We start from the raw sequence: 21,477 nt of genomic DNA, 5'->3' as shown, positions 1-21,477 counted from the left end.
CCTGTGTCAGTGGCGGCGCGCGAGCCGCAGCCGCGCATCCTCGCGCGCGGCGGGCATCAGGTCGGCCGCGTAGTGGAACGTGCCCGAGACGAGCGACGCGATCGGCACGCCGTCGCGGAACAGCACGCGATTGCCGGCGAGCGCCGGCACCTTGTCGCCGGGCAGCAGCGTGCCGGCAAGGTTCAGCGGGTCGACGCCGGTCACGCACACGTACTGCCCGTCGCCCGGCTGCCGGCGCACTTCACGCAGGACCGGGATCGCTTCCGGCAGCGCGAACTGCTCGCCCGCGATGCCGGCGACGAAGCGGCCGCCGCGAATCTCGCCGCGCGCCTCGAGCCGTTGCAGCACGCGCACGAGCTCGCGCCAGCTCGGCAGCCAGTCGGCCTCGCGCTCGAGCAGCCGCCAGAACACCACGCCATAGCGGCGCAGCAGCGTCCACACGATGTGCTCGAGCGCATCGGGATCGGTCGCCGTTGCGCCGCGCTTCGGCGCGGGCGCCGGGGCATCGTCCGGCACCGCGCCGCGCTGCACGAGCGCCCAGCGGCCCGCATCGTCCATCCCGCCGATCAATGCGCCGCCGCGCCGCGTGCGCGGCGCATACGTCGCGCTGCGCTTGACCGCCGGCTTCAGCAGCGCGCGCAGCCCGGCGAAGCTGTCCGCATTCACGAGGCCGGCAGACACCAGCTCGCCGAGCGCCTGCTCGAGCTCGACGGGGAGCATGTGCAACTCGTCGAGCAGCGCGTCGAAGAACATCGCGCCATGGGCGACGAGCGCGTCGCGTACCTGCGTCGCGCGCGCGGACAACGCCGGTTGCGCGTCGGGGTCGCGCAGCGCCTGCCATGCGCGCAGGTGGCGGCGCGGCAGCAGCACGACCGGCGTGGTCTTCACCGGCGTGCCGGCCGCGCGTGCCGGTGCGCCGATGCGCGTCCACACGAGCTTGCCCGAGCGGCACAGCTCGTCGAGGCCGCCGGCCGTGTAGTCGGTCAGGCGCGCAGGCAGCAGCGCGTCTTCCCAGGCGCCGGCCGCCGCCTCGTATCCTTCGAGCTGCTCGACGACGGCCGCGAGCGCGTCGCGGCCCGTGCCGCGCGTGTCGGGCGTCAGGTGCTGCCAGTGCAACAGGAACCGCATGAAATCCGCGCGCTCGACCGGCTCGATCTCGCGGCGCAAGCGCTTGACCGTATAGCGATGAATCCGGGCGAGCAGGTGGCGTTCGCACCATTCGTCGTTCGTCGCGCCGGGCGTGAAGCGGCCGCGCATCACGTAGCCCTCGCGCTCCAGCGCGGCGAGCGCCGTCTCGACCGACGCGGGTGGCAGGCCGAGCGGCTCGGCGATCGCGCCGACCGTCAGCGGCCCGAAGCCGGTGAGCCGCGCACGGATCACGTCGACGAGCGCCGCGTCCGCTTCCCACGGCTGCGCGCACGCCGCGGGCACCTTCAGCGCGGGGCTGAAACGTGCGTCGGGATGCAGCGCGCGCATGCACACCAGACGTTCGACCGGCACCCACAGCACCTGGCCGTCGGGCGTGACGCAGCGCGTCGCGCGACGGTGTTCGGCGAGCGCCGCGAGCCATGCGGGCCAGCCGTCGTGCGCGTTCGCCTCGCTGTCGGCGACGCACGCGAGCGTGAGCAGCGCATCGTGCATTTCATGCGCGTCGCGTGCGAGCGGCCACGCTTCGTCGCGCACCGCGGCGATCGCATCGGCGTCGAGCGCGCCGAGATCGTCGGCGGATTCGGGGTCGCTCCAGCGGCGCGACTGCACGGCCTGCGTGCGGCGCTCCTCGAGCGGCGCATCGTCGAGGAACGCATACGGCTTCGCGTTCAGGATCTCGGCCGCGAGCGGCGACGGCGCGGGCAGGTCGCGCGCGATCAGCTCGATTTCGCCGCTTTCGATCCGGCGCAGCAGCGCGAGCCAACCGTCGGTGTCCATCGCGTCGTGCAGGCAATCGTCGAGCGTCTGGTCGACGAGCGGATGATGCGGGATCTCGCGTTCGCCGACGACGTTCTCGAGGCAGGCGGCCTGATCGGGGAACACGGTCGCGAGCAGATCGTCGCTCTTCATCCGCTGCAGTTGCGGCGCGGTGCGCCGGCCGCCGGTGAAGCGCGGCAGCGCGAGCGAGGTCGTCGCATTCCAGCGCCAGCGCACGCCGAACAGCGGCGCGTCGAGGAGGGCCTGCACCAGCACATGCTCGGCGCTGGCGGAGCGCAGGTAGCGCCACACTTCGTCGAGCGCGAAGCTGTGCGCGAGCGACAGCGACAGGACGATCGCGTCGTCGGTCGCGGCCGCCTGCAGTTCGAAGTTGAAGCTGCGGCAGAAGCGCTTGCGCAGCGCGAGCCCCCACGCGCGGTTGATGCGGCTGCCGAACGGCGAATGGATCACCAGCTGCGTGCCGCCCGACTCGTCGAAGAAACGCTCCATCACGAGCGTGTGCTGGGTCGGCAGCGCGCCCAGCGCCGCGCGCGTGCGTGCGAGGTAATCGACGATCTGGCGCGCCGCTTCGGGCGATAGCCGAAGCTCGTCGACGAGCCAGCGCAGCGCCGGCGCGAGACGGCTTTCCGCGGCGGCGAGGGCGGTGTCTGTCGCATTGCTGCGCGACGCTTCGATCGGCTTCGACTTCGATTTCGACTTGGCCGCTGCGCCGTTCGCGCCCGCGCCCGCACTCGCGCCGCGCGGCCGATCGATCCGCGCGGGCTCGCGCTCGCCGGCCTGCACGAGCCGGTCGCCTTCGGCGAGCAACCCGTCGAGCCGCGCGCGCAGCCGGCCGACCGCTGCCGACAGCTCGTCGCTGCGTCCCGGCGCTTCGCCGAGCCAGAACGGAATGCTCGGCGGCTGGCCGCGCGCATCCTCGACGCGCACGCGGCCCGTCTCGACGCGAATGATCCGGTACGACTGATTGCCGAGCTGGAACACGTCGCCGGCCAGGCTCTCGACCGCGAAATCCTCGTTGACGGTGCCGACCTGGATGCCCTGCGGTTCCAGCAGCACGGCGTAGTCGGCCATGTCGGGGATCGTGCCGCCCGACGTCGTCGCGGTCATCATCGCGTTGCGGCGGCCGCGCACCGTGCCGCCGACCACGTCGCGATGCAGATACGCGCCGCGCACGCCGCGCCGGCTCGTGAAGCCTTCGGCGAGCATCTTGAGCACGTCGTCGAAGCGCTCGCGCGACAGGCGCGCATAGGGCGCCGCGCGCGTGAAGGCCGCGTACAACGCATCTTCCTGCCACGGCGTGCAGGCGACCTCGGCGACGATCTGCTGGGCGAGCACGTCGAGCGGCGCTTCGGGAATGCGCAGCGTGTCGAGCTCGCCGCGCCGCACGCAGTCGAGCAGCGCCGCGCATTCGACCAGCTCGTCGCGCGACAGCGGAAACAGGCGGCCCTTCGGCACGCCGCCGACGTGGTGGCCCGAGCGGCCGACGCGTTGCAGGAACGGCGCGATGCCGCGCGGCGAGCCGACCTGGCAGACGAGATCGACGTCGCCGATGTCGATGCCCAGTTCGAGCGACGCGGTCGCGACCAGCAGCTTCAGCTCGCCGCGCTTCAGCCGCTGTTCGGCCTCGAAGCGGTGTTCCTTCGCGAGACTGCCGTGATGCGCGGCGATCGCGTCCTTGCCGAGACGCTCCGCGAGATGGCGCGCCATGCGTTCGGCGGTGCGCCGCGTGTTCACGAACACGAGCGTCGTGCGATGCGCGGCCGCGAGCGCGGCGATGCGGTCGTACACCTGGTCCCACACGTCGGTCGCCATCACCGGTTCGAGCGGCACGTTCGGCAGTTCGAGCGCGAGGTCGCGTTCGCGCGTGTGGCCAGTATCGACGATCGTGCAGTCGCGCGGCGCGTCGGCCGGGCCGCCGACCAGGAAGCGCGCGACCGCCTCGATCGGCTTTTGCGTGGCCGACAGCCCGATGCGCGGCAGCGCGCGGCCCGTCAGCGCGTCGAGGCGCTCGAGCGACAGCGCGAGATGGCTGCCGCGCTTGGACGACGCGAGCGCGTGGATCTCGTCGACGATCACCGAACGCACGCTCGACAGCATCTGCCGCCCGGACGTCGACGACAGCAGCACGTACAGCGACTCCGGCGTCGTCACGAGGATGTGCGGCGCGCGTTTGCGCAGCGCGGCGCGCTCGGACTGCGTGGTGTCGCCGGTGCGCACCGCGGTGCGGATCGCCGGCACCGGCAGGCCGAGGCGGGCGAGTGACTCGGCGATGCCGGCGAGCGGCGCGTCGAGGTTCACGTGGATGTCGTTCGACAGCGCCTTCAGCGGCGACACGTAGACGACGAGCGTCGCGTCGGGCAGCGCGCCATCGTGGGCGAGCGCGTCGCGCACGAGATCGTCGAGCGCGCACAGGAACGCGGTGAGCGTCTTGCCCGAGCCGGTCGGCGCGGCGACCAGCGTCGAGCGGCCCGCCTTGATGTGCGGCCACGCGAGCGCCTGCGCGCCGGTCGGCGCGGCGAACGTGCGGCGGAACCACGCGGCGACGGCCGGGTGGAACGCGTCGAGCGCTTGGGCGGGGCGGGTGGCGGTGACGTCCATCGGTGCGTTGAAATGGGGTGCGAGCGAGCGGGCGCGCGAACGGCGACGCGCATCGTCAGTGTGCCAGACGTCGCGTGCGCGTGTCGGGCGTGGGCCGCGCGGCGAACGCGCGCTTCAGGAATGCAGATGAGGTGCGCGCGCGGGGTTTCAATAGGCGCGCGCGGGGATGGCGCCGGTTGGTTACGGGGGGCGGGTGGTTGGGGGAGGCTGTGTTGTTGTGTGAATGGCGCTGGGAGCGGCCGGCCGGGCGAGCTGCTTGCGGGTGCACGTGCGGCTCGTGCGGCCAATGAGACCGACGAGACCGATTCGACCGATTCGACCGATTCGACCGATTCGACCGATGCGACCGATGCGACCGATGCGACCGATGCGACCGATGCGACCGATGCGACCGATGCGACCGACGCGACCGACGCGACCGACGCGACCGAGGAGACCGAGGAGACCGAGGAGACCGAGGAGACCGACGAGACCGACGAGACCGACGAGACCGACGAGACCGACGAGACCGACGAGACCGACGAGACCGACGCGCCGAACGCGCCTACACGCGCTGCAACCAGCCGAGCCAGTGCTCGAGCAAGGGCGTGCGCGTCCACAGCGACTGCGTGAGCCAAAGCGTGCCGCCCCATGCGGCTGCGACGACGAGCAGATCGCAGTGGCCGCTCTTCCAGAGATTCAGCGAGTGACGCCGCCAGATCCACGGCACGCCGAGCGGATTGGGCCAGTCGGCGAGCAGATGCATCACGCCGCCGCACGCGAAGCCGAACAGCGGCGCGGCCCACAGCGGATGCGGACGATGGGTGAGGCCGTGCCAGCCGAGCGCAAGCAGCGCAACCCAGGCGATGCCCCAGTGCGTGATGGTGCGGTGCGTGATCCACAGGCGGCGCTTGCGCGTCCACCACGCGACTTCGAGCCAGTCGGGCGCGGTGCCGCCGACGACGCCGGCCGCGAATGCGGCGAACAGGCCCGCATGCCAAGGGCCGCTGGCGCCGGTTTGCACGACGAGAACGGCGGCGGCGACGCCGGCTGCGAATCCCGACGCATGATGCGCATTGTGTGATGCCATACGAGACGAAACGAAAAAACGTGAAGCGTGCGATCCGGGCGGGCGGGATCGCACGCGAAAGCGGGGCGCTATCTTCGCAGATCGGCCCGCGTAGCGGGCGATTCGCGCGCGGATTTTTTGCACTCGGCAGACGGCACTCGGCAGACGGCACTCGGCAGACGGCACTCGGCAGACGGCACTCGGCAGACGGCAAACGGCAAACGGCAAACGGCAAACGGCACTCGCCCACCGCGCCCCGACCCGCCCCCACACTTCACGCTCACCGCCCCGCCAACATGTACCCAACCCCACACAGCCCATCGCAATCCGTAGCCACCGACGACTTCTTCCTGCATATTCCCCTCTCGACTACGAAATCGACATATCGGCGTCGCCGCGGCTGCGGCTATAAGCGGATCAGGGCCTGATCCCGGCCCCCGCAACTCAACATGGGGAACATCCAATGACTACGCTGAACCGGTTCAAATCATCCGCCGTGGTGCTGGTAACGGCAGCGGGCCTCGGCTTCGTGCCGGCCGCGCCGGCCTGGGCGAAGGCGCCCCAGCCGGCGCTGCTGACGAGCTCGGCGGTGGCGGTGGCCGACAAGTACAGCGCGGACGCTGCGGAGCAGATCTTCAAGGAAGGCGGCAATGCGATCGACGCGGCCGTGGCGATCGCCTTCACGCTCGCCGTCACGTATCCCGAGGCCGGCAACATCGGCGGCGGCGGCTTCATGACGATCTACAAGGACGGCAAGCCGTACTTCATCGACTACCGCGAGCGCGCGCCGCTCGCCGCCACCAAGGACATGTACCTCGACAAGAGCGGCAACGTCGTCGAGGGCATGAGCCTCTACGGCCCGCGCGCGGCCGGCGTGCCGGGCACCGTGGCCGGCATGTGGGAAGCGCAGAAGCGCTTCGGCAAGCTCAAATGGAAGCAGGTGCTCGCGCCGGCGATCCACTATGCGCGCGACGGCTTCGTCGTCGACGAGCAGCTCGCGCAGCGCGGCGTCGACGCATCGAAGGAGTTCGGCGGCAAGACCAACTTCGACAAGTACTTCTCGACGATGAAGGCCGGCGAGAACTTCAAGCAGCCCGATCTCGCCGACGTGCTCGCACGCATCGCGAACGACGGCGCGAACGGCTTCTACAAGGGCAAGACGGCCGAGCTGATCGCCGCGTCGATGAAGACGGGCGACGGCAACGGGCTCATCACGACCGAGGATCTCGCGCGATACCGCGCGGTGTGGCGCCAGCCGGTGCAGGCGAAATGGAACGGCTACGACGTGATCACCGCGCCGCCGCCGAGCTCGGGCGGCATCGGCCTCGTGCAGCTGCTGAAGATGAAGGCCGACCTGAAGCAGGACTTCGCCGGCGTGAAGCTCAACTCGCCGCAGTACATCCACCTCGTCGCCGAAATCGAGAAGCGCGTGTTCGCCGATCGCGCGCAGTATCTCGGCGATCCCGACTTCTACAAGGTGCCCATCGCGCGGTTGATCGACGACGCGTATCTCGCGAAGCGCGCGGCCGAGGTGAACCCGTCGCGGATCAGCGATACGAAGAGCGTCCAGCCGGGCCTCGGCACGTCGATGCCGGAGAAGGCCGAGACGACCCACTTCTCGGTCGTCGACAAGTGGGGCAACGCGGTGTCGAACACGTACACGATCAACGGCTATTTCGGTTCGGGCGTGATCGCCGACGGCACCGGCATCGTGCTGAACGACGAGATGGACGACTTCTCCGCGAAGCCCGGCGTCGCGAACATGTTCGGCGTGGTCGGCAGCGACGCGAATGCGATCGAGCCGAACAAGCGCCCGCTGTCGTCGATGTCGCCGACGATCATGACGAAGAACGGCAAGGTGTCGCTCGTGATCGGCACGCCGGGCGGCTCGCGGATCTTCACGTCGATCTTCCAGGTGATCAACAACATCTACGACTTCAGGATGCCGCTGAAGGACGCGGTGGCCGCGATGCGCTTTCATCATCAGCTGCTGCCGCCGAATACGATCTACTGGGAGCCGTATCGCCCGATCGAAGGCGAACTGGCGGCACAGCTCGAAGCGCGCGGCTATACGCTGAAGGGGCAGGATTTCAGCGGCGACATCCAGGTGATCAAGATCGACGGCAGGACGCCCGAAGCGATGGCCGACCCGCGCGGGCGCGGCGTCACGCGCATCATCCGCTGACGGCGCGGGCCGGTCCGCCGGCGGACCGGCCCCTTTTTCATCAATTTGACGCGCGACGCTGGGATAATGGAAGCGTTTGCTTGCGTCAATTGATGGAAGGAGGCCCCATGGGCGACAACGACAACCGCACCGAGACCGACGACTTCACCGCTCCGGAAGCGCGCGAGGACCGCCGCCGCCGTCTGGAGGAAGACCTCGTCGACGCGTACGACGAAGAGCTCGAAATGGAGCTCGACGATCGCCGCTTCGACAATGCCGACGATCTGCTGTTTTCGCCGGAGCGGCGCGAAGTACGCAAGCAGTATTTCCGCGAGCTGTTCCGGCTGCAGGGTGAGCTCGTCAAGCTGCAGGACTGGGTCGTCAGCACCGGGCACCGGCTCGTCGTGATCTTCGAGGGGCGCGACGCGGCCGGCAAGGGCGGCGTGATCAAGCGCATCACGCAGCGGCTGAATCCGCGCGTATGCCGCGTCGCCGCGCTGCCGGCGCCGAACAACCGCGAGCGCACGCAATGGTATTTCCAGCGCTACGTCGCGCATCTGCCGGCCGGCGGCGAGATCGTGCTGTTCGATCGCAGCTGGTACAACCGCGCGGGCGTCGAGCGTGTGATGAACTTCTGTACCGACGACGAATACGAGGAGTTCTTCCGCTCGGTGCCCGAGTTCGAGAAGATGCTCGTGCGCAGCGGGATTCAGATCGTCAAGTACTGGTTCTCGATCACCGACCCCGAGCAGGAGCTGCGCTTCCAGAGCCGCATCGAGGATCCGCTGAAGCAGTGGAAGCTGAGCCCGATGGATCTCGAGAGCCGTCGCCGCTGGGAAGCCTACACGGCCGCGAAAGAGGAGATGCTGCAGCGTTCGCACATCCCGGACGCGCCGTGGTGGGTCGTGCAGGCCGTCGACAAGAAGCGCGCGCGGCTGAACTGCATCCACCATCTGCTGACCCAGGTGCCGTATCACGAGGTGCCGCGCCCGACGATCGATCTGCCGCAGCGCGAGCATCACGAGGATTACATCCGTCGTCAGGTGCCGGACAGCATGATCGTCCCCGAGGTGTATTGAGCATTCGCAGGCGGCCGCGCGCGGCCGCCTGCGTCACAGCGCCGGGAAGCCCGAACGGCCCTGCGTCAGGTCGAACAACGCCGTTTTGGCCGCGGCGGCGGCGGTTTCGGGGAGCTTGATCACGAGCCGCACCGTCATGCCGTACGCGCTGTCGACGAGCGTGTAACCGGCCTGTTCTATCCAGCGCCGCACGCGCGCCTCGTCCGGATAGCCGATTTCGATCGCGAGCCGCGTGTAGTGAATCCGTTCGACGCGCTCGGCATCGAGCAGCGTCGATGCGATCGCATCGGTGTATGCCCGCACCAGGCCGCCCGCGCCGAGCTTCACGCCGCCGTAGTAGCGCACCACCGCCCCGAGCACGCCGTCCAGATCGTGATGGCGCAGCACTTCGAGGATCGGCCGGCCTGCGGTGCCCGACGGCTCGCCGTCGTCCGACATCCCCGACTGTCCGCCCGCGAGCAGCGCCCAGCAGACGTGGGTCGCGGCCGGATGCGCGTCGCGCAGCTGTTGCAGCGCCTGCATCGCGGCGTCGCGGTCTTCGACGGGAATCGCGAATGCGATGAAGCGGCTCTTGCGGATTTCGAGTTCCCGGGTGTAGGTGGTGGCGAGCGAGTAAGTCATGGTCCGGGACACGATGAAGGGGTGAAACGCGGCGAGACGGCGGCGCCGATGCACGGGGTCGTCGATCGTCGGAAAGCGGCGCCGGACGTCATGCCCGGTGCGGCGCCGCAATGCGGCGAGCACGAATTTTACCGTGCCGCGCGTCAGTGCCTTTCGTTGCGGCCGGATGCGTGTCGATGAGGGTAGGGATGCGCGCGTGTCGAGGGCGAAGCGGCGGGGGCCCACGAGGCGCACGAGCGCAAGAAGCGGCAGCAAGTTGTCGCGATGGGTGAGAGGCTTCGGATCGCGGCAAGGCTCGACGCTGCCAGCGGCAACTCGCGAAACTTCATTCGATGCTCCCAACGATGCGGCAGGCCTTAAGCCACACGCAATGATCGGGCCGAACAACATGGCCAAGTGTTGTCGCTCAAAGCAACGCGTCACGGTGTCGCAAGCGTTGGAAATCTCTCCGCAGTCGCTCTATCGCAACCTGTCAAGCCAACACATTGCAATTGTCGGAAGGCACTGTTCCTGGATCGAGCGCTAATCCTGGCCGGCGTTCAAGCCGTAAATCAATTGTGTCAGTGGGCGCCGCGTCGGCGGGCGCTGGCCCATGCCCGCTGCGCGGATTTTGCCGCTTGATCGATCACTCTCTCCATTCATTCCCCATGAAACTCCTTGCGCGATTCAGCCTGACTCATCGACTGTACGCAGTGTCGGCCACATTGATCGTTGCCTTGACGGCAGTTGCCGCCATCTCGTGGATCCAGTTGACCGACGCGCAGCGTATTGCAGCCGCTGCGGGCAATGTGCGAATGCAACAGCTGGAGCGCATTGCAAGCACTGAACTCAGCGTGACGCAGGTATTGCTGAATTTGCGGCACGCGATGCTGGTGTCGTCACCTGGCGACGTACTGGCCGCCGCGCAGAGCATCGATGCGGCGCGCCAACAGATTCGTCGCAACGATGATGCGTTCTTGAGCAACATTGCCACCGAGGAAGGAAGGGAAGCCTTTCGGAATGTCTGGCTCAAAATGCAAGCCGATGCATGGCCGGTGGCGGATGCCAATCTTCGGCTGGTTCAGGAGGGCCATCGTGATGAAGCGTTCCAGATGTTGACAGCGCAAACGGCCCCCACCTTCGCGCGTATTCAGAAATGGCTGGGCGAGGAGCGGGCGAGACAAGGCGAGAAACTCGGCGACCAGGTCGCGGCAATCGAGGGAGCCTTGCGGTCGATCCGGGTGCTGCTGGTGAGCCTGGTGGCGATAATCGCGAGCGGCCTCATTGCGTTCTCCTGGTATATCGGAAGCAGCCTTCGCAGCCGTATTGGCGAAGCGCAGAAAGTGGCTGAACGCGTTCGCGATGGCAACTTTACCGTTGCAGTCGTCGATTCCCATGCCGACGAAATCTCGCCATTGCTGGCTGCGCTTGGCGCCATGCAGCGTTCGCTCGCCGACGTCGTGCGCAGTGTCCGCAGCAATGCGGAAAGCGTGGCGACGGCCAGCGCGCAAATTGCGAGCGGCAACACCGACTTGTCCTCCCGCACCGAAGAGCAGGCAGCGTCACTGGAGCAAACGGCGTCGAGCATGGAAGAACTGGCCGGCACGGTTCGTCACAACGCCGATAACGCAAGGCAGGCGACCTCGCTGGCCAATACCGCGTCAGACATCGCGCAGCGCGGCGGCGAAGTGGTCGGGCGGATGGTCGAGACCATGCACGGCATCTCCGACAGCTCGGCCAAAATGGCGGAGATCATCACGGTCATCGAAGGAATCGCATTCCAGACCAACATCCTCGCGCTCAATGCGGCGGTCGAGGCAGCTCGCGCCGGTGAGCAAGGGCGGGGGTTTGCCGTCGTGGCAGGCGAAGTCCGCACGCTTGCCCAGCGCAGTGCCAGCGCGGCCAAGGAAATCAAGGATCTGATCGGCGACTCGGCGAGCCGGGTGGACGCGGGTTCGAAGCTCGTTGAGGAAACGGGCAGCACGATCAGCGAGGTCGTCCAGTCGGTCAAGCGCGTGACGGACATCATGAGCGAAATGGCTGCCGCCGCGGCGGAGCAGAGCACAGGTATCGAGCAGGTCAGTCAAGCGGTCAGCCAGATGGACCAGGTGACCCAGCAGAATGCCGCGCTGGTCGAGGAGGCATCGGCTGCTACGCAGTCGATGGCCCAGCAGGCCCAGGCGCTGCGTGACGCGGTGTCCGTCTTCAAGATCGACGACGTGAGCGCATCCGCGCCGCGCGTCGCTGCCCCCCAAACGGCAGCGCCTCGTTCGGCAACCGCCGCTCGCCCGCCCGCGGTCGCAGCGTAGAGGGCGGCGACGTCCACGCCGACCGCAGTCATGAACACCCCGGTTGCGAGCGGCACGCGATGGCGAGGCCGGTTCACCACGAGTCGATTGCGTCATTGAATTCGCCCCGACCTGGGTTCGGACCCAGGTCATGGGGGAAATGCATCCGACGGATATCGAACGGGAGCGACTGTTGTCGATCGCGCCCGTTCAATCGAGCGGAACGGTCAGCCGGTCGATCACCGCGCGCGTCTCAGGCCGTACGCCCCGCCACCATGCGAATGCTTCGGCCGCCTGCTCCACGAGCATCCCGACACCATCCGCGATACCCAGCACGCCGGCGTGGCGCGCGTGTCTCAGGAACGGGGTGAGACGCTTGCCGTAGACGAGCTCGTAAGCTGCTCCGCGCGGGTCGAATACGCTCGGCGGCACTGGCGGGAGTTCGCCGCTGAGGCTCGCCGACGTCGCGTTGACGACGAGGTCGAAGCGTCCCATGGCTGCGAGGTCGTCGTAGCCGCAAGCGACGAGAGAATCGCCTGTCGCGACTCGTGCGATCAGCGCCTCGACCTTCGCGACATCCCGGTTCGCGACGACGAGTTCCGCAGGACGCGCCGCGATGAACGGCAGCAGTGCGCCGCGCACTGCGCCTCCCGCGCCGAGTACCAGCACGCGCTTGCCGGCCATCGGCAGGTTCAGGTTGACTTCGATGTCGCGTACCAGGCCGACGCCATCGAAGTTCTCCGCGATGATGCGGCCGTCCCTGAAGCTCAGCGTATTCGCCGCGCCGGCGAGTGCGGCGCGCTCGCTGCGTTCGTCGGCCATCGCGAACGCCTTCAGCTTGAAGGGGGCCGTCACGTTCATGCCCTTGCCGCCGGCGGCGAAAAACGACCGCACCGTCGCCGCGAAAGCGTCGTCCGGCTCCAACGGTCCTTCGATCGCCGTGTACGAAATGTCCTGATGCGATTCTTCAGCAAACAACCCGTGAATCAGCGGCGACTTCGTGTGTCCGATCGGATTGCCGATCACTGCGTACTGGTCGCTCATCACGGCCTCGCTTTCGAATACAACACGCCATCGGTCTGCATGGCGTCAATCTCGGCCGCAGTGAAGCCCAGCGACGTTGCCACCTCCGCATTGTGCTGACCGAGGTCCGGCCCGACTTCGCGGATGGTCGTATCGCAGTCGGAAAAGCGGAACGGCAGATTGGGCAGGCGCAAGGTGCCGAAGCGGGGGTGTTGCTGCTCGAGCACCATGCCGCGCGCGATAATCTGCGGGTCGGCGAGCACCTCGTCGATGCGCTGCACCTTCGCGCACGGTACGTCGATGCCGTCGAGCAGTTCCAGCACCGCCGCGACCGCTCGTCCGGCAATCCACGGCTTCACCACCGACAGAATCTCGAGCCGGTTGGCGTTGCGCCCGTTCAGCGTGTGGAACCGCGGGTCCGCACCGAAGCCGGCAGGTCCGCCATGCGCCTCGACCAGGGCCGCGAAGCGTTTCCACGCGTCGTCGACCTGGGCGGCGATCACGAGGTCGCCATCCGCCGCACGAAACACGCCGTAGAGCGTCGAGGCAGGCATGTCCTGACCGGTCTGTTCGGGAACGATGCCCTGCATCGTGTAGCACTGCACCGCGTATTCGTGCATCGAAACGAGCGTGTCGTACAGCGCCATGTCGATGTGCTGTCCCCGGCCGCTCTTCACGCGACCGAACAGTGCGGCATTGATGGCCGCCACCGCGTGAATGCCGGTGTACATGTCGCCGAGCGAGATGCGCATCAGCGGCGGCGGTTCGCCCGGATTTCCGATCATCTGCATGATCCCGCTCTTGGCCTCGGCAATCAGGCCGAAACCGGCGCGGTGCGCGTCCGGTCCCGTGTGGCCGTAGGCGGAGATCGAGCAGTAGACGAGGCCTGGATTACGCGCCGACAGTTCGTCGTAGCCGAGTCCGAGCCGGGTCAGCGCGCCGGGCCGGTAGTTCTCGACGAACACATCGGCCGAATCGCACAGGCGCTGCATGAACTCCTTGCCGCGCGGGTCGCGCATGTTGACGCTGACGCCGCGCTTGCCCATGTTCATCTGCAGAAAATAGGCGCTTTGCTCGTCATCGAGCACGGTCGCATGCTGACGCCCTGCGTCGCCGGTGGCGGGACGTTCAACCTTGATGACTTCGGCGCCGAGCGCCGCAAGACAGCGCCCGACATACGGACCGGCGAGAAAGTGGCTGTAGTCGACGACGCGAATACCTTCGAGCGGACGTGCCTGCATCAGAATGCTCCCGGTCGGCGCGGCACCATCAAGCGGTGCTCGCCATGCTGGACGACCTGGCCGTCCTGATTGATCAGCTGCGACGGCAGCACGACGATGCCCCAGCCCGGACGGCTCTTGCTGGCCCGCATCGTGCCGACGCGGAATTTCACGTGCAGCACGTCGTTCACTTTGATCGGCAGATCGAAGTCCCAGGTCCAGCCGAGCGACATGCCCGGCAGAAAGCGGTACGCGCTCTGAGTCTTGAGGCCGTCCGCAATCGACAAGCCGAACAGGCCGTGCGCGACGATCGAGCCAAAGTGGCTCGCGTTCGCGTAGTCCTCATCGACGTGCACCGGCGTGTGATCGCCGGTCAATTCCGCATAAGCCAGGATGCGCGCTTTGGTGACGGTGTAAGTCGGGCTGACGCACTCGTCGCCTTCGCGGGCGTCGTCCCAGTATTTCTCGACGATCGTCATCTCAAGCCTCCGCACGCGGGTCGATAGCCAATGCGCGCGCCACGCACGAGGCGGGCCTTGCCTGGATCAGTTCGATGGCGAGACCGTCAGGCAGTCGCAACCAGTTGCGTCCCTGCGGCATCTCGGTGACGCCGTACCTTTGCGCGGCGGCGAGCGCGGCTTCCATGTCTTCGCACATCACGCCGAGATGGCCGAGCCGGCCTTCCGGGGCATCGTGGTCGGGGGCGTGGATGAATTGCAGACCGCCGAGCGTCCAGTACTGGCGCGGTGCGTCGACGGTGCCGTCGACCTCGCGCATCGTCATGCCGAGCACGTCCTCGAAAAAGCGGATATGCCAGTGGATATCCTTGACCCAGATCGCCACGTGTTCCAGATAAGCCTTGCTGCCGTTCATGCGGTTGTCTCCTGTTTTTTCCGGTCGGCCATGCCGCGCTCGATGCCTTTGATGCACGCGACCAGCGTCGCGTTGACCGGGGTCGGCACACCATGCCGTCGTCCCCAGCGCACGACTGCGCCGTTGATGAAGTCGATCTCGGTGATGGATCCTTTCTCGAGGCTTTGCAGCATCGACGTCTTGAAGCCCGGCGAAAGCCCTTCGCCGGCGAGCGTCCAGGCGCGTTCGGGATCGTCCGTGGAAAGAGTCACGCCGGCGGCGCGGGCGACCGCCATCGCTTCTGCGACTGCTGCGAGTGCAGTCGCCTTCAAGAGCGGTTCGTCGTAAAGCTGGCCGTAGGTGAGGCCGGTCGTGCCGGTCAGTGCGCCGGTCGCGACGTTGACCAGCAGCTTGTCCCACATCGTGCCGACGATATTGGCGCTGACGGTCGTGTCCAGTCCGGATGCGTTGAACGTGTCGGCGATCGCGTTTGCGCGAGGGGTGATACGACCGTCCAGCTCGCCAATGTGAGTGGCTTTGCCGGCGACGCCCGATTCGATGTGCCCCGGATTGCGCATGACGCCGCCGACATAGGTCTTGCCGGCCAGCACGCGTTCGCGCCCCACGATGTCGGCCAGCGCATCTTCATGTCCAAGGCCGTTCTGCAACGACAGCACCAGCGTTTCCGGCCCGATCAGTTCGACTGCGCCGCGCATCGCGGCGTCGGTATCGAACGACTTGACCAGCACAATGACCAGATCGACGACACCGGCCTCAGCGGCCCGCGTCGTGGCGTGAACTTTCACGTGACGCGAGCCGTTCCTGTCGTCTACCCGTAGACCGTCGCGCCTCATTGCCTCGACGTGCGCCGCCGAGCGGTTCAGCAACCAGACTTCATTGCCGCCTTCGGTCAGCGCGGCCCCAATCGCACAGCCCAATGCGCCGGCGCCCAGAATTGCAATCTTCACTGCCGTCTCCTTAACGTGCAGATCAAGATACGAGCGGACGCCCATTCTCGCAATGCTATGATCGCAATGACGTCATTACGTAGAGCAATAGTGATATGAGTTCGGCCCCACTCCCGGATTTGAAGCTGCTGCAGCTGTTCGATCTCCTCTACGATGTCCGCAGCGTGACGCGCGTGGCCGAACAGCTGGGACAAAGTCAGCCGACGATCAGCATCTGGCTGGGGCGTCTGCGGGAACATCTGCAGGATCCGCTCTTCATACGAACGCCGACCGGCATGGCGCCGACGCCGCAGGCCGATGCGCTGATCGGCCCTTGCCGGGAAATTCTGGAATCGCTGCGGCGCTTTGCGGCCTGGGAAATTGCGTTCGATCCGGTCACCGCGAAACGGCGCTTCCGGATCTGCATGACCGACGCCAGTCACATCACGCTACTGCCGCGAATGCTGGCGCACGTGCGCGAGCAGGCGCCCGGTATCCGGCTGGAAGCGGCGCGTATCGACGGCAACACGGAACGGGCGCTGGAGTCCGGCGAGGCAGACCTGGCCATCGGTCACGTGCCCTGGCTTGGCGGCGGGATTTATCAGCAGCAGCTGTACCTGCAGGACTGGGTCTGTCTGACGAATCGCCATCATCCGCGGCTAAAGACCCGACTGGGGCTGAAGCAGTACCGCACCGAGGGGCATGTCGCGATCACGGCCGGCACGGGCGCGCAGCTACTCGAACAGGCGCTGTTGCGCGAGCAGATCGAGCGCGAAGTCGTGCTGGAGTTGCCGGGGTTCCTTGGGCTCGGTGCGATCATCGAAAGCACCGATCTGATCGCGACACTGCCGCGCCACATCGGCGAGACGCTGGCGAAAATCAACGATCTGACCGTGCACGCCTGTCCGGTTCCCGTCGATGGATTTGCGGTCCGACAGCATTGGCATGCCAGATATCACCACGAAGCGGGAAACCGGTGGCTGCGGAGTCTGGTCGCGCAGTTGTTTTGCAGTGGGGGGTGATCCGACGGGGCGTGCGGCCGAACGGGATGCCCCATCGCCGACGCACGCGACCCATCGCCGATTCGCCCGACTACCGCTGCGCCACCGCGCTCGTCTCCGACCAGCCGCCGCCCAGCACCTTGTACAGCGTGATCAGGTTCGACTGCTTGGCGAGCATGTCGGTGACGAGCTGCTGTTGCGCCGTGTAAAGCGTGCGCCGCGCGTCGAGCAGGGTCAGGAAGCTGTCGGTGCCGCTGCGGTAGCGTGCCTGCGCGAGGTCGTAGTACTGCTGCGCCGAGCTCACGTAGTCGCGGTCCGCGGCCACCTGCGTGACGTACGTCGTGCGTCCCGCCAGCGCATTCGACACTTCCTTGAACGCCGTCTGAATGGCCTTTTCGTAGTTGGCGACGTCGATGTCTTTTTCGACTTTCGCCACGTCCAGCGACGCGCGGTTGTAGCCGAAGTCGAAGATGGGCACCGAGATGGACGGCGCAAACGCCCATGCGCCCGTGCCCGCCTTGAAGAGGTTCGAGAGGCCGCTGCTCGTGGTGCCCGCGGAAGCCGTCAGCTCGATCTTCGGAAAGAACGCGGCGCGCGCCGCGCCGATGTTGGCGTTGGCCGCCTTGAGCGTGTGCTCCGCTTCGACGATGTCGGGCCGGCGCGCGAGCAGATCCGACGGCACGCCTGCGCCGATGTCCGCGAGGGTGTGCTCGCTTTCCATCAGCGAAGGGCCGCGGGGCAGATCGTCGGGCAGCGGCGCGCAGATTTCGGCCACCAGGTCGTTGCGGTCCTGCGCCACCGCACGCGTGTACGACGCGAGGCTCGAGCGCGCGCTCGCCAGCGAGTTTTCGGCCTGGCGCACGTCCTGCAGCGACGCGCTGCCCAGCTTCATCATGTTCGCCGTGAGGTCGTAGGTGTGCTGGTCGGCGGCCACGGTGTTCTGCGCGATCTGCAACGAAGCCTCGTCGGAGAGCAGTTGCAGATAGTCGGTCGCGACGGTCGCGATGAGGCTGATCTGCGTGCTGGTGCGCGCGGCGTCCGTGGCGAGGTACTGTTCCAGCGCCTGGCGCTTCAGGCTGCGCAGGCGGCCGAAGAAGTCGATTTCCCACGACGTGAGGCCCACGCTCGCGCTGCTCGAACTGTATGCACTCGTGGAGCCGGCCATGTGTTCGCGCGTGACGGACCCCGACGCGTCGATGGCCGGCCCGAGGTTGGCGCGCGCGATGCGGTACTGCGCTTCGTACTGCGCCACGTTGAGCGCGGCCACGCGCATGTCGCGGTTGTTCGCGAGCGCGAGTTCGATCAGCTTTTGCAGGCGCGGATCCTTGAAGAAGTCGCGCCAGCCGAGGTCGGCACCCAGCGGTGCCGCAGCGGTGCTCGGCGCCTCCTGCGGCTGCGCCGGCGCGGCCACGGTGGACCACGTGTCGTCGATCGGCGCCGCGGGCCGCTGGTACGTCGGGTCCAGTGAGCAGGCGCCGAGTGCGCCCGCGCAAAGAAGGGCGATCAGTGTGCGTTTCATGCGTTGCTCTCGTTGATTTCAGCGGAGTCGGTGGCGTGACCGTGTTCCTTGAACAGCCTGCGCACCACGACGAAGAAGACCGGGACGAAGAAGATGGCGAGCACCGTGGCCGCGATCATGCCGCCCGTGACGCCCGTGCCGATCGCATGACGCGCACCGGCGCCGGCGCCCGTGCTGATGACGAGCGGCAGCACGCCGAACACGAACGCGAGCGAGGTCATGAGGATGGGGCGCAGCCGCAGGTGGGCGGCTTCGAGCACGGCGTCCACGAGGCCGTGCCCCTGGGCCTGCAGGTCCTTTGCGAACTCGACGATCAGAATGGCGTTCTTCGTGGAGAGGCCGATGGTGGCCAGCAGCCCGACCTTGAAGTAGATGTCGTTCGACAGACCGCGGCCGTGCGCGGCGAGCAGCGCGCCGAGCACGCCGAGCGGCACCACGAGCACCACCGCGAGCGGAATCGACCAACTTTCATAGAGACCCGCCAGGCACAGGAACACGACGACGAGCGAGATCGCATAGAGCGTCGTGGCCTGGGAGCCGGCCTGCTTTTCCTGGTAGGACTGTCCCGTCCATTCGAGGGCGAAGCCGGGCGGCAGTTTGCGCGCGAGCTGCTCCACGGCATTCATCGCTTCGCCGGTGCTGACGCCGGGCCGCGTGGCAGCCGAAATGCCCATGGCGAGTTGCCGGTTGTAGCGTTCGATCTGCGGCGGGCCGAACGTCCAGCGGCTCGTTGCGAACGACGAGAAGGGCACCATCGTGGCGTCGTAGCCGGTGGTGTTCGTCACGGTGCTCGTGCCCGTGGTGGTGCCCGAGGACGAAGACGACGAACCCGACGAGCTGCCGCTCGCCTTCACGTACCAGTCGCCGAGGTCGGAAGGCATCATGCGATACGGCGCATCCGCCTGCACATAGACCTTCTGCACACGCCCCGTGTCGATGTAGTTGTTCACGTAGGACGAACCGAAGGCCGTCTGCAACGTGTCGTTGAGGTCGGCGACGGAAAGCCCCAGCGCGTTGGCCTTTTCGCGGTCGATGTCCACCTGGAGCTGCGGCGTGTCCTCGAGGCCGGACGGGCGCACCATCGCGAGCGTTGGTTCCTTCGACGCCATGCCGAGAAACTGGTTGCGCACGGCAAGCAGCTTGTCGTGGCCCGCGCCGCCGCGGTCTTCTATCTCGAAGTCGAGGCCGCTTTGGGTCCCGAGCTCCTGAATGGCGGGCGGGTTCAGCACGAAGATGCGCGCATCGCGATTCGCGGCGAAATGCTGGCTGGCGCGCGCGATGATGGCCTGCGCGCTGTCGCGCGAACCGCGCAGGCTCCAGTCCTTGAGCGTCACGAACGCGATGGCGTTGTTCTGTCCTTGGCCGTTGAAGCTGAAGCCGTTGATGGCGATCACCTGCTTGACGCCCGGTTCGTCCTTCAGCACGTACTGCTCGACGGCCTCCACCGTCTTCAGCGTGCGCGATGCCGGCGTGCCCGCCGGCGCGCTGATCGACACGATGAAGTAGCCCTGGTCTTCGTCGGGCAGGAACGAGGAGGGCAGCGTGACGTAGAGCAACGCCACGATGCCGGCGATCGCGCCGTAGACCAGCATGTAGCGCGCGGGCTTCGCGACCACGCGGGCGAGCGAACTGCTGTAGCCCGCGTTGCCTTTCGCGAAGCAGCGGTTGAACCAGCCGAAGAAGCCGCGCTTCTCGTGGTGCTCGACGTCCGCGCGCTTGAGCAGAGTGGCGCAGAGGGCCGGCGTGAGCGTGAGCGCGAGCATGACCGACAGCAGCATCGCCGAGACGATCGTGATGGAGAACTGCCGGTAGATCGCGCCCGTCGAGCCGGAGAAGAACGCCATCGGAATGAACACGGCGGTGAGCACCGTCGTCACGCCGATCAGCGCGCCCGTGATCTGGCCCATCGCCTTGCGGGTGGCTTCCTTCGGTTCGAGCCGTTCCTCGCTCATGATGCGTTCGACGTTTTCCACCACCACGATCGCATCGTCCACCAGCAGGCCGATGGCGAGCACCATCGCGAACATCGACAGCACGTTGATCGAGAAGCCGATCATCGACATCACGCCGAACGTGCCGAGCAGCGCGACCGGCACGACGATGGTGGGAATCAGCGTGGCGCGCACGTTCTGAAGGAACAGGTACATCACGAGGAACACCAGCACGACCGCTTCGAGCAGCGTCTTCACGACCTCTTCGATCGAGATGCGCACGAACGGCGTGGTGTCGTACGGATAGCTGATCGCGACGTCCTTCGGCAACTGCGGCTGCAGTTCCGCGAGCTTCGCGCGCACGGCGTTGGCTGCTTCGAGCGCGTTGGCGCCGGTCGCGAGCTTGATGGCGAGCGCGGATGCCGGCTTGCCGTTCAGACGCGACGACGTTTCGTAGCTGTCGCCGCCCACTTCGACGCGCGCCACGTCCTTGAGCAGCACGCGCGAGCCGTCGCTGTTCACGCGTAGCAGGATGTTGGCGAACTGGTCGGCGCTCGTGAGCAGGCTCGACGAGCGGATGGTCGCGTTGATGGCCTGCGAATCCGTGGCCGGTGCGCCGCCCAACTGGCCGGTGGAAAGCTCGACGTTCTGGTTCGTGATGGCCGTGGTGACGTCCGAGGTCGCGAGTCCGAAGCTGTGCAGCTTCACCGGGTCGAGCCAGATGCGCATGGCGTGCTGCGCGCCGAACAGCGTCACGTCGCCCACGCCGTTCAACTGCGAGAGCGGGTCTTCGATCTGCGTGGCGATGATGTTGCCGAGGTCCACCGAATTCCAGGTGCCGCCCGGCGACGACAGCGCGACGATCATGAGGAAGCTCGTCGACGCCTTCGCCACCTGCACGCCTTGCTCCTGCACCGTTTGAGGCAGGGTGGGCGTGGCCTGCGACACCTTGTTCTGCACCTGCACCTGCGCGATGTCGGGGTTGGTGCCGGGGTTGAACGTCAACGTGATGGTGGCCTGTCCCGCGGAACTGCTCGTGGATGACATGTACAGCACGTTGTCGATGCCGCTCAGTTTCTGCTCGATCACCTGGGTCACGGTTGCGGCCACCGTGTCGGCGGAGGCGCCGGGGTAGGTGGCCGTCACCTGCACCGAGGGCGGCGCGATGGTGGGGTACTGCGCAACGGGAAGGGTCGTCACCGCCGCCGCGCCCACCAGCATGATGACGATGGCCATGACCCACGCGAGGATGGGACGCTTGATGAAGAACTCTGCCATGCC

15 protein-coding genes are annotated in these 21,477 nt (G+C 67.1%); 5 read left to right on the top strand and 10 right to left on the bottom strand.

From position 1 onward, the window contains the following. Positions 1-6: 6 nt before the first annotated feature. The gene (locus AK36_RS05915; protein ID WP_045578081.1) at positions 7-4,524 is read right to left on the bottom strand and encodes a DEAD/DEAH box helicase; all 4,518 of its coding nucleotides are present in this window, start codon (positions 4,522-4,524) and stop codon (positions 7-9) included. Positions 4,525-4,650: 126 nt separating this feature from the next. On the opposite strand from AK36_RS05915, the gene AK36_RS34195 reads away from it, so the two are divergent. Continuing rightward, positions 4,651-5,136: a hypothetical protein gene (locus tag AK36_RS34195; protein ID WP_144410627.1), complete on the top strand. Its 486-nt coding sequence runs from the start codon at positions 4,651-4,653 to the stop codon at positions 5,134-5,136. On the opposite strand, the gene AK36_RS05905 is transcribed toward AK36_RS34195, so the two are convergent. Next, a complete protein-coding gene (locus AK36_RS05905; protein ID WP_011882032.1) occupies positions 5,069-5,593 on the bottom strand; it encodes a metal-dependent hydrolase in 525 nt (174 codons plus the stop codon). The two genes, AK36_RS34195 and AK36_RS05905, sit on opposite strands and share 68 nt — an antisense overlap. Before the next feature lie 442 nt (positions 5,594-6,035). Here AK36_RS05905 and ggt point away from each other — a divergent pair, with 442 nt between their 5' ends. Next, on the top strand, positions 6,036-7,757 hold the full coding sequence (gene ggt, locus AK36_RS05900) for a gamma-glutamyltransferase (protein ID WP_045578080.1): 1,722 nt from the start codon (positions 6,036-6,038) through the stop codon (positions 7,755-7,757). A 107-nt stretch (positions 7,758-7,864) separates the two neighbouring features. Continuing rightward, a complete protein-coding gene (ppk2, locus tag AK36_RS05895) occupies positions 7,865-8,815 on the top strand; it encodes a polyphosphate kinase 2 (protein WP_014725030.1) in 951 nt (316 codons plus the stop codon). Between the two features lie 33 nt (positions 8,816-8,848). On the opposite strand, the gene AK36_RS05890 is transcribed toward ppk2, so the two are convergent. After that, the gene (locus AK36_RS05890) at positions 8,849-9,436 is read right to left on the bottom strand and encodes an IMPACT family protein (RefSeq protein WP_011882035.1); all 588 of its coding nucleotides are present in this window, start codon (positions 9,434-9,436) and stop codon (positions 8,849-8,851) included. A gap of 647 nt (positions 9,437-10,083) precedes the next feature. On the opposite strand from AK36_RS05890, the gene AK36_RS05885 reads away from it, so the two are divergent. Continuing rightward, a complete protein-coding gene (locus tag AK36_RS05885) occupies positions 10,084-11,724 on the top strand; it encodes a methyl-accepting chemotaxis protein (protein ID WP_034193458.1) in 1,641 nt (546 codons plus the stop codon). Positions 11,725-11,913: 189 nt separating this feature from the next. Here the strand turns inward: AK36_RS05885 and aroE are convergent, their stop codons facing one another. The 5 genes from aroE to AK36_RS05860 are packed head-to-tail and all read right to left on the bottom strand — an operon-like array spanning position 11,914 to position 15,766. After that, positions 11,914-12,747 (bottom strand): shikimate dehydrogenase, encoded by an 834-nt coding sequence (gene aroE / locus AK36_RS05880; RefSeq protein WP_014725027.1) that lies wholly within the window; start codon positions 12,745-12,747, stop codon positions 11,914-11,916. Then, entirely contained in the window at positions 12,747-13,967 is a 1,221-nt protein-coding gene (locus AK36_RS05875) for a CaiB/BaiF CoA transferase family protein (RefSeq protein ID WP_045578079.1), read from the bottom strand. Before AK36_RS05875 ends, aroE begins: the two co-directional genes overlap by 1 nt. After that, a complete protein-coding gene (locus AK36_RS05870; protein WP_011882040.1) occupies positions 13,967-14,425 on the bottom strand; it encodes a MaoC family dehydratase in 459 nt (152 codons plus the stop codon). Before AK36_RS05870 ends, AK36_RS05875 begins: the two co-directional genes overlap by 1 nt. A gap of 1 nt (position 14,426) precedes the next feature. Further along, positions 14,427-14,819, bottom strand: a complete 393-nt coding sequence (locus tag AK36_RS05865) for a VOC family protein (protein ID WP_011882041.1) — start codon at positions 14,817-14,819, stop codon at positions 14,427-14,429. Beyond that, a complete protein-coding gene (locus AK36_RS05860; protein ID WP_045578440.1) occupies positions 14,816-15,766 on the bottom strand; it encodes a ketopantoate reductase family protein in 951 nt (316 codons plus the stop codon). Before AK36_RS05860 ends, AK36_RS05865 begins: the two co-directional genes overlap by 4 nt. 95 nt (positions 15,767-15,861) lie before the next feature. Here AK36_RS05860 and AK36_RS05855 point away from each other — a divergent pair, with 95 nt between their 5' ends. Continuing rightward, positions 15,862-16,767: a LysR family transcriptional regulator gene (locus AK36_RS05855; protein WP_045578078.1), complete on the top strand. Its 906-nt coding sequence runs from the start codon at positions 15,862-15,864 to the stop codon at positions 16,765-16,767. Positions 16,768-16,837: 70 nt separating this feature from the next. Here AK36_RS05855 and AK36_RS05850 read toward each other — a convergent pair whose 3' ends face one another. Then, complete coding sequence (locus AK36_RS05850; RefSeq protein WP_045578077.1) at positions 16,838-18,265, bottom strand: efflux transporter outer membrane subunit; 1,428 nt, start codon at positions 18,263-18,265, stop codon at positions 16,838-16,840. Next, positions 18,262-21,474 (bottom strand): efflux RND transporter permease subunit, encoded by a 3,213-nt coding sequence (locus tag AK36_RS05845; protein WP_045578076.1) that lies wholly within the window; start codon positions 21,472-21,474, stop codon positions 18,262-18,264. Before AK36_RS05845 ends, AK36_RS05850 begins: the two co-directional genes overlap by 4 nt. Positions 21,475-21,477: the final 3 nt, after the last annotated feature.

The organism is Burkholderia vietnamiensis LMG 10929 (assembly GCF_000959445.1).
In the GTDB taxonomy this organism is placed as follows: domain Bacteria; phylum Pseudomonadota; class Gammaproteobacteria; order Burkholderiales; family Burkholderiaceae; genus Burkholderia; species Burkholderia vietnamiensis.
The sequence above is the reverse complement of the archived record's forward strand: the minus strand, read 5'-3'. Positions and strand labels throughout refer to the sequence as shown.

Coding starts and splice junctions, on each gene's coding strand:
- aroE (WP_014725027.1), bottom strand. CDS start 12,747: ATGAGCGACCAGTACGCAGTGATCGGCAATCCGATCGGACACACGAAG.
- AK36_RS05845 (WP_045578076.1), bottom strand. CDS start 21,474: ATGGCAGAGTTCTTCATCAAGCGTCCCATCCTCGCGTGGGTCATGGCC.
- ppk2 (WP_014725030.1), top strand. CDS start 7,865: ATGGGCGACAACGACAACCGCACCGAGACCGACGACTTCACCGCTCCG.
- AK36_RS05870 (WP_011882040.1), bottom strand. CDS start 14,425: ATGACGATCGTCGAGAAATACTGGGACGACGCCCGCGAAGGCGACGAG.
- AK36_RS05855 (WP_045578078.1), top strand. CDS start 15,862: ATGAGTTCGGCCCCACTCCCGGATTTGAAGCTGCTGCAGCTGTTCGAT.
- AK36_RS05875 (WP_045578079.1), bottom strand. CDS start 13,967: ATGCAGGCACGTCCGCTCGAAGGTATTCGCGTCGTCGACTACAGCCAC.
- AK36_RS05885 (WP_034193458.1), top strand. CDS start 10,084: ATGAAACTCCTTGCGCGATTCAGCCTGACTCATCGACTGTACGCAGTG.
- AK36_RS05850 (WP_045578077.1), bottom strand. CDS start 18,265: ATGAAACGCACACTGATCGCCCTTCTTTGCGCGGGCGCACTCGGCGCC.
- ggt (WP_045578080.1), top strand. CDS start 6,036: ATGACTACGCTGAACCGGTTCAAATCATCCGCCGTGGTGCTGGTAACG.
- AK36_RS05915 (WP_045578081.1), bottom strand. CDS start 4,524: ATGGACGTCACCGCCACCCGCCCCGCCCAAGCGCTCGACGCGTTCCAC.
- AK36_RS05905 (WP_011882032.1), bottom strand. CDS start 5,593: ATGGCATCACACAATGCGCATCATGCGTCGGGATTCGCAGCCGGCGTC.
- AK36_RS34195 (WP_144410627.1), top strand. CDS start 4,651: ATGAGGTGCGCGCGCGGGGTTTCAATAGGCGCGCGCGGGGATGGCGCC.
- AK36_RS05865 (WP_011882041.1), bottom strand. CDS start 14,819: ATGAACGGCAGCAAGGCTTATCTGGAACACGTGGCGATCTGGGTCAAG.
- AK36_RS05890 (WP_011882035.1), bottom strand. CDS start 9,436: ATGACTTACTCGCTCGCCACCACCTACACCCGGGAACTCGAAATCCGC.